At 67.5% G+C, this 14655-nt stretch carries 15 protein-coding genes and 1 pseudogene; 8 read left to right on the top strand and 8 right to left on the bottom strand.

Going from position 1 to position 14655, the window contains the following annotated elements; genetic code table 11:
- The first annotated feature begins 51 nt into the window (after positions 1-51).
- Together J6U32_RS01835 and J6U32_RS01830 are read left to right on the top strand one after the other, a co-directional pair.
- The gene (locus tag J6U32_RS01835) at positions 52-759 is read left to right on the top strand and encodes an SDR family NAD(P)-dependent oxidoreductase (RefSeq protein ID WP_208793300.1); all 708 of its coding nucleotides are present in this window, start codon (positions 52-54) and stop codon (positions 757-759) included.
- Between the two features lie 84 nt (positions 760-843).
- Complete coding sequence (locus tag J6U32_RS01830; RefSeq protein ID WP_238534797.1) at positions 844-1746, top strand: hypothetical protein; 903 nt, start codon at positions 844-846, stop codon at positions 1744-1746.
- Positions 1747-1806: 60 nt separating this feature from the next.
- On the opposite strand, the gene J6U32_RS01825 is transcribed toward J6U32_RS01830, so the two are convergent.
- Positions 1807-2193, bottom strand: a complete 387-nt coding sequence (locus J6U32_RS01825; protein WP_208793299.1) for a hypothetical protein — start codon at positions 2191-2193, stop codon at positions 1807-1809.
- A gap of 209 nt (positions 2194-2402) precedes the next feature.
- On the opposite strand from J6U32_RS01825, the gene J6U32_RS01820 reads away from it, so the two are divergent.
- Positions 2403-3590 (top strand): arylsulfotransferase family protein, encoded by a 1188-nt coding sequence (locus tag J6U32_RS01820; RefSeq protein ID WP_244332487.1) that lies wholly within the window; start codon positions 2403-2405, stop codon positions 3588-3590.
- 18 nt (positions 3591-3608) lie between these two features.
- On the opposite strand, the gene J6U32_RS01815 is transcribed toward J6U32_RS01820, so the two are convergent.
- Positions 3609-4538, bottom strand: coding sequence for a LysR substrate-binding domain-containing protein (locus J6U32_RS01815; RefSeq protein WP_208795913.1), 930 nt, complete (start codon positions 4536-4538; stop codon positions 3609-3611).
- A gap of 76 nt (positions 4539-4614) precedes the next feature.
- Between J6U32_RS01815 and J6U32_RS27700 the strand changes: the two are divergent.
- Positions 4615-5382, top strand: a pseudogene (locus J6U32_RS27700) (EamA family transporter); the annotation flags it as partial.
- Here J6U32_RS27700 and J6U32_RS27170 read toward each other — a convergent pair.
- On the bottom strand, positions 5302-6039 hold the full coding sequence (locus J6U32_RS27170) for an EamA family transporter (protein ID WP_244332872.1): 738 nt from the start codon (positions 6037-6039) through the stop codon (positions 5302-5304). The pseudogene J6U32_RS27700 and the gene J6U32_RS27170 overlap by 81 nt on opposite strands.
- A 305-nt stretch (positions 6040-6344) precedes the next feature.
- Here J6U32_RS27170 and J6U32_RS01805 point away from each other — a divergent pair, with 305 nt between their 5' ends.
- Complete coding sequence (locus J6U32_RS01805) at positions 6345-7202, top strand: LysR family transcriptional regulator (protein ID WP_208793296.1); 858 nt, start codon at positions 6345-6347, stop codon at positions 7200-7202.
- 26 nt (positions 7203-7228) lie between these two features.
- On the opposite strand, the gene J6U32_RS01800 is transcribed toward J6U32_RS01805, so the two are convergent.
- Entirely contained in the window at positions 7229-8041 is an 813-nt protein-coding gene (locus tag J6U32_RS01800; RefSeq protein ID WP_208793295.1) for a DUF1206 domain-containing protein, read from the bottom strand.
- Positions 8042-8141: 100 nt separating this feature from the next.
- Here J6U32_RS01800 and J6U32_RS01795 point away from each other — a divergent pair, with 100 nt between their 5' ends.
- On the top strand, positions 8142-8297 hold the full coding sequence (locus tag J6U32_RS01795) for a DUF6131 family protein (protein WP_006368790.1): 156 nt from the start codon (positions 8142-8144) through the stop codon (positions 8295-8297).
- A 34-nt stretch (positions 8298-8331) separates the two neighbouring features.
- On the opposite strand, the gene J6U32_RS01790 is transcribed toward J6U32_RS01795, so the two are convergent.
- Together J6U32_RS01790 and J6U32_RS01785 are read right to left on the bottom strand one after the other, a co-directional pair.
- Positions 8332-8625, bottom strand: coding sequence for a YiaA/YiaB family inner membrane protein (locus tag J6U32_RS01790; protein ID WP_208793294.1), 294 nt, complete (start codon positions 8623-8625; stop codon positions 8332-8334).
- A gap of 82 nt (positions 8626-8707) precedes the next feature.
- Positions 8708-10048 carry a flavin monoamine oxidase family protein gene (locus J6U32_RS01785; RefSeq protein ID WP_244332486.1) on the bottom strand — a complete coding sequence of 447 codons (1341 nt, stop codon included), beginning with the start codon at positions 10046-10048 and terminating at the stop codon, positions 8708-8710.
- Between the two features lie 81 nt (positions 10049-10129).
- Between J6U32_RS01785 and J6U32_RS01780 the strand changes: the two genes are divergently transcribed.
- Positions 10130-10711 carry an HD domain-containing protein gene (locus J6U32_RS01780; RefSeq protein ID WP_208793292.1) on the top strand — a complete coding sequence of 194 codons (582 nt, stop codon included), beginning with the start codon at positions 10130-10132 and terminating at the stop codon, positions 10709-10711.
- Here the strand turns inward: J6U32_RS01780 and J6U32_RS01775 are convergent.
- Both J6U32_RS01775 and J6U32_RS01770 read right to left on the bottom strand, forming a co-directional pair.
- Complete coding sequence (locus J6U32_RS01775) at positions 10708-13215, bottom strand: type ISP restriction/modification enzyme (RefSeq protein ID WP_208793291.1); 2508 nt, start codon at positions 13213-13215, stop codon at positions 10708-10710. The genes J6U32_RS01780 and J6U32_RS01775 overlap by 4 nt on opposite strands.
- Positions 13216-13236: 21 nt before the next feature.
- Positions 13237-13656, bottom strand: a complete 420-nt coding sequence (locus J6U32_RS01770; protein ID WP_208793290.1) for a nitroreductase family deazaflavin-dependent oxidoreductase — start codon at positions 13654-13656, stop codon at positions 13237-13239.
- 141 nt (positions 13657-13797) lie between these two features.
- Between J6U32_RS01770 and J6U32_RS01765 the strand changes: the two genes are divergently transcribed.
- The gene (locus J6U32_RS01765; protein WP_208793289.1) at positions 13798-14643 is read left to right on the top strand and encodes an SHOCT domain-containing protein; all 846 of its coding nucleotides are present in this window, start codon (positions 13798-13800) and stop codon (positions 14641-14643) included.
- Positions 14644-14655: the final 12 nt, after the last annotated feature.

Genomic DNA, 14655 nt, shown 5'->3' with positions numbered 1-14655 from the left:
ACGACAACCAGACGGCTGCCTGGCAACTCGCCGACGCGCGAGGATCGATGCATGACAACCACAGTGATCACCGGGGCCAACAAGGGCCTCGGCAAGGAAACCGCACGCCTCCTCGTCGGCCGAGGCCACCGGGTGTACCTCGGTGCACGAGACGAGGGTCGCGGGCGAGCCGCGGCGCAGGAGGTCGGGGCGCAGTTCGTCCAGCTCGACGTCACCGATGACGCGTCGGTGGCCTCCGCATTCGAGACGATCGCGGCCGAGGGCGGACTCGATGTGCTCGTCAACAACGCCGGCATCGCCAAACGAGCCGGTGGTGCCACCGAGGCGATGGACGGTCCGAGCGTTCTCGAGGTCTTCGACACCAACGCCGTGGGCATCGTCCGCGTCACCGAAGCCGCGCTGCCGCTGCTCCAGCAGTCCGAGAATCCTGTGGTGGTGAACGTGTCCAGCGCTCTCGGCTCGTTCTGGGCGACCCACGAACCGTCGCGACCCGCGTCGCACTTCGTGTCCATCGTGTACGGCTCCAGCAAAGCGGCGGTGTCGATGCTCACCGTCCAATATGCCAAGGCCTATTCCGACATCAAGATCAACGCGGTCGAACCCGGGATCACCGCAACCGAACTCGGTGGCGGCGAGCCCGGCAGCCATCCCGGGCGCGCACCCGAGATCAGCGCCCGGACAGTCGCCCGGCTCGCCTCACTCGGGCCCGACGGACCGACCGGCACGTTCTGGGAGGACGACGCTGCGCTGCAGTGGTGAGCGTCCCGCGCAACGCTCACCAACCAGACCGGTGTCCGCTTCGCTCGCGCTGCGACCTCGGTGACCTGGGCGTACGCTCCCGATATGAGCAAGTTGAGTCCGGTGGTGTCGGCGTTGGGCGCCGCACAGTGGCAGCGTTGTCTCGAGCCACACCTCCTCGAAGGGGAGACGATCACCGCGTTCGTCGCCGTGCACCGACTCAAACCGACCGTCGAGGGCGTGGCGATCACGAACGCCCGGATTCTCGGATTCAACTCGGCCGCGGCGTCCGGTCGCGGAGTCATCACCATGCAGGTGGCCGCCGACGACATCGTCGGCGCCGAGTTCATCGGTGCACGGCTGGTGCCCACGCTGACACTTCGCACCGTCGACGGGCCGCGGGTGTTCGGGCAGTTCCATCGGGACGAGACGGAGTTCCTCACCTACTTCGTCGAGTCGCTGCACTCCGCCGGGGTGGGCGCCGATGTGGCGCCCGCGTTGACCCGGTGGCGACGGCAGCGCACCGAAGCCGCCGAGCGAACCCGACGGCGACGCGCGCAACGACGGCGGGTGACGGTGTACGGCGAACCGATGACCGAGGCGCAGTGGGAGGCCGTCGACGAGCACGCCGGCGACGGTGACTACCCGTGGATGGTCCTCAACGCGGGGCGGCACGGATTGCTGGCAGCCTTCGACGACCGCGTCGAAATCCGCAAGACCGGCTGGGAGTCCGGGTCGGCGGCCGGAGTGCATGTCGAGGCGCTCGCGCTGGCCGATATCACCGGCATCGAATATCGGTGTGGCGCTTTGACCGGCTGTCTCGAATTCTCGACAACTGATCATCCCGCGTCGGGTACCGGCGATTTCTGGCCGTGCTCGGTGCAGGATTCCGAGCATCTCTCCGCGCTGCGCCCCAACGTCATTCGGGTACCCAAACCGTACTATCTGGGTGCTCGGGCGGCGATCGAGGCGTTGCGTGAGCGGGTCGGCATGGGGCTCTCGGCCTGAGTGACGCCGTGACGGCACCGCCGCGGGGGAGGCGGCACCGTCACGACTCGCCAGGGTCACTCACGACCCGAAGGCATCACCGGTCGAATCGTTGAAATTCGTCCGCATGTCGTTGAATGGATTTCGCGGTCCGTAGAGCCGCGCGGTGGCGCTCGTGACGCCGCCCGGGCAGGTGATCTTCACCGTCGCATTCTGGGTGACCTTGATGATCCCGCCACTGTCGATCGGCTTGATGTTGGGAACGGTGAGCACCTTCGTCCCTTCGGTGGCGGTGGCCCTACATCCGGTGCGGCCGTGGGTGTTCCACGTGGCCTGAGCCGAGTCGGTGCCGATCAGCAGGATATGCGCTTCGGGGGGATCGGCAGCTGCGGCGGTGGCGGCGGGCGCGATTGCGGCGGCGACGCCGGTCACGACCGCGGCGACACCGATGAGGTGTTTCTTGTTCATGGCGGGGGCCTTTCGGGCTGGGTTCTCTGGCGGCCGGTCCGGAGTGGGCCGGTAGGAGGAACTGTGCGCCGAACAATCGGCGACGTAACGAGTAGTGCGGCACGCGGATCGGGCGAAGCGGACTACTCGCCCCGCGCTATCCGCGCAGGAAGAACTCAAGTCGGGCAGAGACTTGCCCCAGGGGGATGGTCGGCGGCAGAGTGCTTCGGGTGACGAAGAACGTGGCCGTGCGACTGTGGCTCTCGATCCTTGTGTCGGCGCTCGTCGGGTTCGGCGTGATGCTGGCGCCGACGGCATCTGCTGCGCCACCGGCCACCAATGGCTACACGGTGACATTGGATCGCAATCCCGGTCTCGGTGGCGTGATCCTGCTGGCACCCGCCGACCTGCTGAACAACCCCGCCGTACCGCGAGCGATCGGGGCCATCGGTGCCCACGACCCGGTGACGCTGCAGGTCCGCGCCCGCAACGGGGCGCTGCTGCACCAACGGGTCATCCCACAAGGTCAGGAGGCCGGCAACTTCCAGATACAGACCTACCGCGGGCAACGTGTGTACACGTGGTGGCAGGGTGCCAACGGCGCCGGTCACGGCGACGGGACGTACTTCGTCGCCGACCGCGACTTCCAAGTGCTGCACCAACTCCGGACGCCTGCGGGCACCTCCGGTGACCTGCACGAGTTCCGCATCCTGCCCGACGGACGCCGCGCCGCGGTGACCAGCTACGCGCGCACCGCCGCCGTGGTCAACGGAGCACGGGTCCCCGTCGTCGACTCGCACTTCTACATCATCGACATCGACAGCGGCAGAACCGAATTCTCTTGGGACGCACTGTCTCACGTGCCGGTGACCGCAACCACCACGCCGCTGCCGCTGCCGGGCCAGGGACTCGACTACTTCCACATCAACAGCATCTTTCCCGACGGGAAGGGCAACTACCTGGTGTCCTCACGCAACACCTCGGCGCTCTATCTCGTCGACGGCACCACCGGTGCCGTGCGTGCGGTGATCGGCGGCAATCGGTCCACCATGCGGGTTGCCGACAATGCGACGTTCCGCAATCAGCACGACGCGGAGCTGTTGCCCGACGGCACGATTCGACTCTTCGACAACAATTCCAGCCTTCCCGGCACCGGCGGCCCGTCGTCGATCCTCACCATCCGGCCCGACTGGAAGCGGGGCACCGTCAGCCTGGTGTCGCGATGGACCCATCCCGACCACCTCACCGCCTGGGCGATGGGTAACGCCGAAACCCTGCCCGATGGTTCGGTGTTCGGCGGATGGGGCACCACCGGGCACGTGTCGTCCCTCGACCGGACCGGGCGCCTGATCTACGACGCGACGCTGTCGGGGATGATGACCACCTACCGCGCGTTCTGGTATCCGCAGGGGTTGTGAGTCGGAGCGTCGACGGATCTACGCGCGGAACACTTCGACGCTCGGCACCTGCGGCGCACGTTCCGCAGCCGCCTGCGCCAACGCGTCTCGAAACGCACGTACGGCCGGATGGCCGGACCGGCCCGTACGGACCGCGGTGAACAGACTCCGTTCCGGGTCGCCGGGTAGGGCGTAGAGCCGCAGTCGCGGGTCGTCGCCGGCGATCAACGCTGGAACGAAGGCGAGCGCGTGACCGTTGGCCACGAACCTCGAATGCAGCAGGGTGTCAGGGCCGTCGAACCGCACGCGCGGCTCGAAGCCGGCCGAACGACACACGGCGCGTGCCCATTCGCCGCTGTCGGTCCCCGCGGGTTCGAGTGCCCACGGGAGTTCGGCGAGTTCGGCAAGTCCGGACGGCTCCACCGCCAGCGGTCCCTGTGCCGGGACGGCGAGCAGGAGCCGATCGTGGATGAGGTCGGCGCGATCGGTGCCCGGCCGGACCGGTGAGGGCCGCCCAGGGAACTGTTCGCCGAGGATGAGATCGAAGGCATGCAAGAGCAATCCCCGATATGCACCCTCGACCTCGCGCAGCGTCAACTCCACCTGTAACGCGGGATGGCTGCGTTCGAGCAGCGTCAGCACCCGCGGGACGATCTCGGCCACCACCGATTGGAACGACGACACGCGCAGCACTCCGTGCACCGACGGCTGGGCCTGCGCGAGGTCGACCTCCGCGCGTTCGAGTTCGGCGAGGATCACCTCGGCGTGCGCGACGAGTGTCAGCGCCTGATCGGTGAGCCGGACGCCTCGCCCGACCCGCTCGAGCAGAACCACGCCCGCCTCGCGCTCGAGCAGCGACAGCTGTTGGGAGATGGCCGACGGGGTGTACGACAACGCCTCGGCGACCTGGGCGAGCGTGCCACGCAGGTGTAGCTCCCGCAGGATGCGCAGGCGGCTGACGTTGAGCATCACCACATCCAGGATAGTTCAGTTGTGCTAATGATAGTTCAGTAGAAACATTCGCTGGATTGATCAGCTCCGACGCATGATCCTGGTAGTCATGCCGGTGCTGATGATCTTGGGTTCGTGCGTCTCGCTGCAGTTCGGCGCGGCGCTGGCCGTCGGGATCGCGTTCCCCGCGCTCGGCGCCGCCGGGGTCACCACGCTGCGTCTGGGGCTTGCCGCAATCCTCCTGTTGATGATGGCGCGGCCGCGGGCATGGCGGTGGAGCGTCGGGCAGTGGCGATCGGTCGTGGCGTTCGGGGTCGCGCTGGCCGGGATGAACGGCACCTTCTACGAGGCCATCGCGCGGCTGCCCCTCGGCGTGGCGGTCTCCATCGAATTCCTGGGCCCGTTGATCCTCGCCGCGGTGCTGTCACGACGCCGCACCGACCTGGTGTGGGTCGGCCTGGCGCTGGCCGCGATGGTGCTGCTGGGAGTCGAGAGCATGACCGAGGCCGCGAATCTCGATCCCCTCGGCGTCCTGTTCGCATTGATCGCCGGCGCGTTCTGGGCCCTCTACATCCTCACCAGTGCACGTGTGGGGCAACGGGTTCCGGGCTCCGGCGGATTGGCGATGGCACTGGCCGTCGCGACGGTATGCGTCCTGCCGTTCGGCATGGGAGGCCTGACGACCGGACACATCGACACCACCGTCGCGCTCGCCGCGCTCGGCACGGCACTGCTGTCGTCGGTCATTCCGTACACCCTCGAACTCGGGGCGCTGCGCCGCCTACCGCGGCACGTGTTCGGCGTGCTGCTCAGTCTCGAGCCGATCGTCGCCACCATCGCCGGCTGGGTGTTGCTCGGCCAGGCAGCAGGCGCCCTGCGGCTGACGGCGATCGTCCTGGTGATCATCGCCAGCATCGGCACCACGGTGGGCGACAAGCGCGGCCGCATTGCTCACGACGATGAGCCCGATCCCGATCCACTCGAAGGCCCCGAGTCGTTGACCGAGCACGATCACGCCGATCAGTGCGGCCCACACCGGGTTGATGCTCGTCAGCGTCCCGAACAGGTACGCGGGAATCCACCGCAGCGCAGTCAGGTCCGTCACGTACGGCACGATCGACGACAGCACGCCGCACAGCGCCGCGAGAACCAGCGCGGTGACGGTGGGCCGGTGGGTGAGCAGCCAACCGATGGCGATGGGCATCCACACACCCGCGGCGACGAGGCCGGCCAGGGCGCTGCCCTGCACTCCGGGCACCAGACGGCCCACCGAGCGATTGAGCAGGATGTAACACGCCCATGAGAGCGCGGCGATCAGCGCGAACCCGATCCCGACGTAGTCGGTCGTCGGGCCGGGACGGGTCAGTGTCACCACGCCGAGTGCCGCGGTCAGTGCACACCCGACCGACACCGTGCCGCGTGCTCCGCACACCGCGATAGTGAGCGGCCCGAGGAATTCCAGCGTCACCGCCAGACCGAGCCCGATACGGTCGACCGCCGAATACAGTCCGAGATTCATCACCCCGAACACCACGGCCAGACCGATGATCGGCAGCCATTGTCGGCGGGTCAGCCCGCGGATCTGCGGACGGATCGTTGCCATGAGGGCAACGGCGGTGACGATCTGCCGCACGGCGACCACCCCGACCGGGGTCAGCGTCGGAAAGGCCATGGCGCCCAGGGCGGCTCCGGTCTGATTGGATGCTGCGCTGCCCAGGACGAGTCCGATGCCGCGCGTCTGACGAGACATGTGCATACGTTGACAGTATGAGTGGCCTATACCGATGACCAGTGCATATATTGACTCCGGTATACGCTTTGGTCATGGAGTGGGACCTGCGTGAACTTCGCTTCTTCGTCACCGCTGCCGAGGCCGGATCGTTCACCGAAGCGGCTGCGCGCCTGTACGTCTCGCAGGCCGCGGTCTCGCGAACCATCGCCTCCCTCGAACGTTCGCTGGGTGAGACGCTGTTGCACAGGATTCCCCGCGGATGTGAACTCACCAGCACCGGCCGACAGGTGCTGCCGCACGCCCGTCGAGTACTCGCCGAGGCACAACGATTCACCCAGTTCCTCGACAGCCGCCATGCCGTTCTCCGGCTCGGATATGCCTGGGCCGCATTGGGAAAGCACACCACGACGCTGCAACGCGAGTGGGCCCGGCAGCACGAGAACACCGAACTCGAACTCGTGCGACACAATTCGGCAACCGGCGGACTCGCCGAAGGGCTCTGCGACGTGGCCATCGTCCGAGTCCCCGTCGACGAGAAGCGGTTCGGATCGGCGATCGTCGGCCTCGAACGGCGGCTGGTGGCCTTCGCCACCGACGACCCGCAGTGGGCGCGCCGACGCAGCCTGACGATGGCCGAGGTGGCCACCCGACCGGTACTCATCGACACCCGGTCGGGCACCACCCACCGCGAACTGTGGGCCGGGACGGCGCGATCACCCGAGGTCGTCGAGATCCACGACGTCGAGGGCTGGCTCGACGCCATCGCCGCCGGCCGCGGCGTCGGCACCACGGCCGAATCCACAGCTCATCACCACGCGCGCGGTGACATCACCTACCGCCCCGTCAAAGACGGCCCACGGATCGCGGTCCGGCTGGCGTGGTGGCTCGATCACGAGCCGGCAGCGCTCGGTGACCTGATCACCGCGACGACACGGCTCTATTCGATGTGATCGACGGGCCCGCGCGAAACGCACTGTCACATCCGCGCGAAACGCGCCATCACGAAGCAGTAGATGCCGTAGGCCGCCAACCCGAGACCGGCCAGGACGAGCAGAACCTGCCCGGCCGGCCACCCCGCGACCGTCTTGACCGCGCCGTCGATACCGGTGGCCTTGGCCGGATCGGCTGTCGCCGCCGCGACGATCACCAGGATGCCGGCACCGGCGAGTACGAGTCCCTTGGCCGCATACCCGACGACGCCGGTCACCGTGAGTGCCGGGTTGTCGTCGATGGTGAGGTCGTCGAGGAATGACTTCGTGACGCCCTTGTAGATGTGGTAGATGCCGACACCGATGATGACGAGTCCGACGATGATCAGAAGTCCTTTGCCGGCAACCGATCCCATCAGCCTGGCGCTCATCCCGGCGTTCTGGCTGCCACTGGACTGTCCGTGACCTGACGCGAATTGTGCTGCCGACCAGGCAAATCCGAGATAGACCACGGCCAGGGATGCAGCTTTGGCGCGATCGAGCCAGCCGTCGTCCTCGCCGGGCTTCGGATTGGCCGGATGCGGTCCGACGATCGTTTCGGCGATGCGCCACAACGCCATCGCGACGAAGGCGACGACCGCGGCCCACAACGCCAGCCGTCCCCCCGTCGACGACGCGAACAAACCCAACGCACCGGACTGATCGGCGTTTCCCGGATCGCCGAAGGCAAGGCGAACGACGATGTAGGCGATCAGCAGATGCAACAACCCACTCACCACGTGACCCGCCCGGGCCAGCGCCTCGAACTCGCCGTGCCCGGTCGCCTGCCGTACCGCGTCGGCCGGATTCTTGTCGATCATCTGCTGGCTCCGTATACGTCGGGGTGCGGGAGGTCTAGGGTGGAAGGTGCTTGCAGCAGCGCCGAGCAGTCCTCATCCGCGTCATCTCGAGAGGCTTCTCATGATCATCCTCGGCGCCATCTGTCTGATCCTCGGACTCATCTTCGGTATCCCGATCCTATGGACCATCGGCATCATCCTGGTGGTGATCGGTCTGATCCTCGCGATCCTCGGTGCCACCGGCCGTGCGGTGGGCGGACGCGCGCATTACTTCTGACCGATCCCCGGCGCCCCGAGCCACGCGCCCCGAGTCATGACACCTTGCTGAAGGGATCGTGTCCGGCGATCAGTTTGTCCACCCTCGCCTCGTCGAGTCGTGCCCGTACCGACGTCTGCTCCTGCCGGTCGCGCACCACCTTGGCGAGGGTGAACGTACTGGATGTGAGGAACAGCAAGGTGATTGCGAGAAAACCGCGCTGCCAGGCATCGATCGACAGATAGAAGACGCCGACAATTGCGGTCGCAAGGCTGACGCCGAAGGCGATCGCTGCCTGCAGGAAGAACGCTGCGGGGGTGGGGTTCTGGGGAATCTCTGAGGTTGCCATGCCGACAACGATCGCAACCGGTCTCGGTGCCGCCATGAGTAGAACCACGCGACCTGTCTGGGTGATACAGCCAGGTTGCTGTCTACGTGCCCGGCTGCCACAACTCCTCGAGCGCCACCGGATGGCCGAGAACATTGCCCGCCGCCCGATGCCCCGACATCAGCGCCGCGGTCACTGTCGCCGGGTCGTCGGTCCATGTGGCCTCCCCGGCGATGTGGAGCGCGCCGTCGCCGACCGGGGTCGCGAGCACGTCGTGGTCGGCGGTCGTCGAGCCGACTTTCATATACGCATACGACCCCCGCGCGAACGGATCGTCGCGCCACCGGGTGACGTCGACACGGGTCGGCTCGCGCGCGGCATCGCCGTAGATCTCGCGCAGTGCGTCGAGTACCGACTCGGCGATCCGGCTATCGGACCAGCCGCGAATCGCCCGGGCGCAGTCGGCGGCGGCAAAGGTCAGCAGCGTGGGGGTGCCGTGCAATGCGGACAGGTCGTAGAACGAATGCCACCAGCGACCGGCCGGCCCCTGCCGCCGGACGGCGTACACGCCGTCATCCCAGAATCGGTGCTCGAAGCGTAGGAAGATCTTCTCGAAGTCGTTCATCTCCAGCCGGTCGAGCGCACTGGCGAGTGGTTCGGGCAGCGGTGGCTCGACGGTCAGATCACCCGACTTCAGCACGCCCACCGGCACGGTCAACACGACGTGATCGGCGGCGAACTCCCCGGCATCGGATGCCACGGTGACACCGTCCGCCGACCACCGGACCCGCGTTACGGTGTGGCCCAACCGCACGTCGAGCCCCTGCGCCAGCGCCGACGCCAGCCGGTCGTAGCCGTCGGGAAAGACCACCTCGTCGCCGAGGGTTTCGTCGTCGTCGAGACCGTGGGCATCGAGTTCGCCACTCTCCACGCCGTACTGCTCCTCGGTGCGGTGCGCCAAGAACTCCCGCACCCGCTCGGCGCGGTCGGGCGTCCAGTCGAGCCCGGCCAAGGTGTCCTGCACGGCGTCGCGGTAGGAGCGCCCCGGACCGCCCGAGCCGATGGTGTCCGACAGCAGCGTGTCGACGGTCTGTATGTCCTCGACAAATGCGGCGACCTGTGCGTCGCTCAGTCGGGAACCGTCGGGGCCGTAGTAGGCGGTCGGCCGACTCAGTGGCTGATAACTGCCGACGGTGAACTCGACGGTCCGCATACCGAATGCGCGGGCGGCGTCGAACAACGAGGCGTCGTCGATGCCGTGAATCCACGAGGCACCCCGATCGGTGACATATCCGTCGGAGCGGTCGGTGTGGGTGCGGCCACCGATCCGGTCGCGGGCCTCCAGCACGACGACGCTGTGGCCGTACCTGTGCAACAACCTGGCGGTGGTCAACCCGGCAACGCCGGCTCCGACGACGACGGTGTGTGGCGACGGTCGTGACATCTGACAGACGTTATCGTCCGGTGTGGAACGTCGTGGCACAATCACACGTGCCGGGACGTCGGGGGACGCGGAGGAGAGGTTGTGGACGACGAGGACGCGCTCACGGCCGCGGCGCGAGAACTTGCCGCGCGACTCCTGGCGTCTGATCCGGACCGGCTTCGCCACGTGACCCGCGTGGCCGCCCAGGCCACCCGGTACGCCCAAACTGTCGATCCGCGACGGCGCGACGCGTTGATCGCAGCCGCCTGGCTCCACGACATCGGCTACGTTCCGGCTCTGCGAGACACCGGCTTTCACCCCGTGGACGGCGCGAGGTATCTCCGCGCGCGGGGTTGGCCCGAAGAGGTGTGCGCTCTCGTCGCCCACCATTCCGGGGCGCGCTACATCGCGGCCGAACGCGGCATCGACGAAGCACTGAGCGACTTCACTTTCGTCGAGGACGAGGTGACCGACGCCCTGACACTGGCCGACCAGACCTCCAGCCCGACCGGCCACGCCGTGATGGACGTCGAGGACCGGATGCGCGACATGCTGGACCGGCACGGGCCGGACTCGCCGCATCATCGCGCCCACCCGCACCGCGCGCCGTACTTTCGCGCCGTACGCGACCGCGTGACGAGGCGGCTCGACGCCGGTGGTGCAGGGGCGCCGAATCCGGTTTAGCGCCGGGGCTTTCGGTCAAGGGCGGACGCCGGTACCGTCATATCCGCCGCGGTGAGTTCGGCCTCCGAGACGAGGGGGCCGGCGAGGATCTCGCGGAGCAGGTGATCCATGTCGTCGTGGAGCGCGATGAGGGCGGCGATGGCGCACAGCACCTCGGTCAGCTCGTCCGACCACTGCTCGGGCCACGCGGGATCGTGGACCTCGTCCAATGGTGAGGACACCTTGCCCACCGGTCGCGCCAGCCGGTACTTCACCCACGACGACACCACGCCGACGCCGCCGACGCGGTAGTCGAGGATCGCCTGCGGGACGTGCTCCCAACGTCCCGAACCCACGACGAGAGTCTGGACGAGAGCGTCGTGGGAGAACGTCGTCGGACGCAGATTGTCCATCGGCACAGTCTGTTCCGGCAGTTGTATGTCCGCTGTGGCCAGCTCGGTGGCGGCACCGGGGGAGAAGGTCATCAGCCCGACCACCCGCCTGCCGAGCTCCACGGCGGTATCCCACAACGCGCAGTTCCCGGTGATCGGGATCCGCACGCCCGGGGTCGCCAACTCGTCGTCGAAGCGTGCGACGAATCCGGGATGCGCGGTGAGGGCCGCCAGGTAGAAGACGAGATCCTCGGCGCGGGCGGACGCTCCGACGAGGGTGCGCAACGCGTGGTCGAGACCGGGCGCCACATTGGGCGTGCCGTCGGGATGCAGACGCGGCAACGTACGGCCACCGCGATTGTTGAAGGCGTTGATGTCGGGCAGGAGCGCGCTGAAGTACAAGCCGGGTCCGGCACCGGGGCGGATCGAGTGCTGCTCGACGACGAAGATCTGGCCGGGACGGCGTGCCGCCCACAGGTCCGGGCGCGCGCGGTCGAGCAACCGGTTGTCGGCGACCAACCACTGACGGTCGAAGGCACGGAACGTGATTCGTTCCACCGGTACCGGCTGTCCACGGTGGTTGTCCGGCATGGCGGCGTCGAGTGGCGGCGTGGTGTCGAGGGGAACACCCGGCAACGGCCGCACCCCGCGCCTGTCCGGGCTGCGGCTGTCGGTGGTCTTGAACAGAACCGACCGACGGTCGGCGTCGTGCTCGTCGAGGAGGGCGCGCAGTCGTCTGTCGAGTGTCGTCGCCGACGGCGCGCTCACCCAATTGCGGTTGGGGGTCACGCCGGTGGACAGCCACGGCATGAGCGTGGCCACCTCGGGAAAGCTGTCCCACCCGCTCGCGGCGGCCGGTGTGAACGGCGAATGCCATTGTGTGCGCGCCGGTCTCCACCGCGGATCGTCGAAGGTCAGGGTGTCGAGGTCGGCGAGTTTCTCGGCGCTGGTGCCGTACAGGTCCAGATAGTGGATGTAGGCCGGGATGTCGTCGTCGGTATCCGTGGTGCGGGCGAAGATCCCGATGCACACCGGTGTCTCGATGGCGAACACCGCGTTGCGGGGCGGTGGTTTCTTACCCTCCGGACTGAGGTTGATGATCCACCCGTGAGAGGCTCTGCGGCGCAGGTACTCTCGCATCCCCCGAAAGCCGGGGCCGGTGAGATAGCCGGTGGCGGTGACGAAACAGATGAGTCCCGGGCCCGTTCGATCGGAGCATGCTTGTTCGGTGCGCGGTTGTTCGAGATGCGAGGCGTCGAACGCCCACCAACTCGCCCAGCGCCAGAAGTGGATGTAGGAGTTGGACAGCGCGAACTCGGTACTGCCGTTGGCCTGCAGCCGGAATGCGTCGAGCGGCGGACGGCCGGTGGCCGGATCGGTTCCGTTCTCGATCCACCCGCCCAGACCGCGTGCACGCTCCCGATACGGCGGGTTGCCGATCACGACCCGGACGGATGGTTGCTCGGCTCTTTCTTCAGCGAGGGCGAGCCAGCGGTCCGGGTCGTCGAGAGTGTTGGCCCGGAACAGGTTCGAGCCCTGTGCATGAGCCCGGATGCGGAACTCGGCGACGGTGAACGGGCCGGAGTGCAGCTCTGCGCCGTGAAGTCGCCCCGTGTTGGCGGCGCCGATCAGGCGCAGGATCGCAAGAGGGAACGTGCCGGTCCCCATGGCGGGGTCGACGATCCGCACCGCATCGTCACCGAGCCCGGCGGCCGCGTCGAAGTGGGTTCTCAGCAGCTGGTCGGTGAGCCGGACCATGGTGTCCGCCAACGGGACCGGCGTGTAGTAAGTGCCGGATGACCGTCGGAGCGTGGGGGCGTCGACGCGTAAGAACTGCTCGTAGAGATGGATGTGGAGGTCGGGGTCGGCGGCGGTGAGCGCCGCCCAGTCGATCGCACGCAGCGCTCTCAGGATCGGTGTGATCGTCGCGGCGAGCAACGGGTCGGCGGAATCGTCGGTGGAGTAATGGCGGCCGCCCTCGGCGACCGCGAGAACCAGTCCGAACACCACGGTTCGGGCGCACTCCTCGGGATGCACCCCGTCGCGCTCTGCGCACTCGCGCAGAGCCGCCGACTCCCGCAGGGCGCGCGTGAGGTCGACAAGGGTCGCGACGAGCGTCTGCGGCCGCTGCACCGGCGTCAGAAGTCTTGTCGCTCAGACACGTTCGAGAACAACCACCGGGATGACGCGAGAGGTCTTGGCCTGGTAGGCATCGTAGTCGGGCCACACCTCGACCATCCTCGCCCACATCTGCGGCTTCTCCTCATCGGTGGCGACCCGGGCGCGCACGGCGAAGCGCTCATCCTTGATCTGCACCGCAGCGTCGGGGTTGGCCTCCAGATTCCGGAACCACCCCGGCGGCGCATCGGTGCCGCCTTTGGACGCGACGACGAGGTAGGAGTTCTCGCCCCAAGGACGGAAGATCAGCGCATGTCGGCGTTCCTCGCCCGACTTGTTACCCGTGGTGAACAGGATGAGGATTTCGGTGCCATTCCAGTGATATCCCGGCTCACCTCCGGTCCTCAGGTACTCCTCGACGTGCGGGTCACCATGGAGATCATCGACGGAACTCATGGTTCCACCATGCCAGGAGATCACCCGGCCAGAAAGGGCCGCGACGGTGCGGCCCTCGTACTGCGGCCCTCGTACACTGGGGGAGTTCACCCGCACGATCTGTGCGGGACGCGAATCCACTCTCGACGAAAGAGCCTCATCATGGACGCAACCCTCACCCCCGAGGCAGAGGGCGCAGTCGCCGACATCGCCGCACGGTACGGCCTCTCGCGCGACGCGGTGCTCGCGATGTTGTACGCGGTCAACAGCGGCGGTGGCACCATGGCCCAGTTCTCCATCCCCGAACTCGGCGGCTCGGGACAGTGGATGCGCGGCGGCATGACGATGGTCGGCAACATGTTCGACAACGCACTCAAAGCCCGCGTCGACTCACTGTGCAGCGAGCTCTCGCAACTTCTTGCCACCACCATCGTGTTCCCACCGGCACCCAGCAACAATTCGTTCGGCGGCTCGTTCCGGGCCGGCTTCGGCACCGCCAACAACTGGTGGCCCGCCGACCTCGGGGTGCCCAGCTCCAGCGGCGGACAGAACGACTCGCGCTATGCGGTGTTCCCCGCGACGCGGCGGTTGGCCATCCAGGTCAATGGCGTGACAAGGGTTTTCGACACCGGCGACCATCAGATCGGCGGCGTACAGCAGCAACAGGGCGGGTACCCCGGTTCGGTGAGCTTCTCCAGCCAGTACGGCACCTTCGACGTCTCGAGCCTGCGGGAGATCGGTGGGCAGGAGATCGTTGACACACCGGTGGCGGCGCCCGAACCCCCAGCCCAGAACGGTTCGGCCCAGTTTGCCGCCGCCGAGTATTCCTTCGCCCAGATTCCTTCAGATCAGAACGGTCCCGCCCAGATTGCTCCGGCCCAGAACCTTCCGGCCGGCTCCGAGGACATCTTCGCCGCGATCGAGTCGCTGGCCGGTCTGCATCAGCGCGGCATCCTGACCGACGAGGAGTTCGCGACCAAGAAGGCCGAACTGCTCGCCCGGCTGTAGGGGAAGCGCGTT

Source organism: Gordonia polyisoprenivorans, from assembly GCF_017654315.1.
GTDB lineage: Bacteria > Actinomycetota > Actinomycetes > Mycobacteriales > Mycobacteriaceae > Gordonia > Gordonia polyisoprenivorans_A.
Note: the sequence above shows the minus strand (reverse complement) of the source record. Positions and strands in the feature narration are given on the sequence as shown.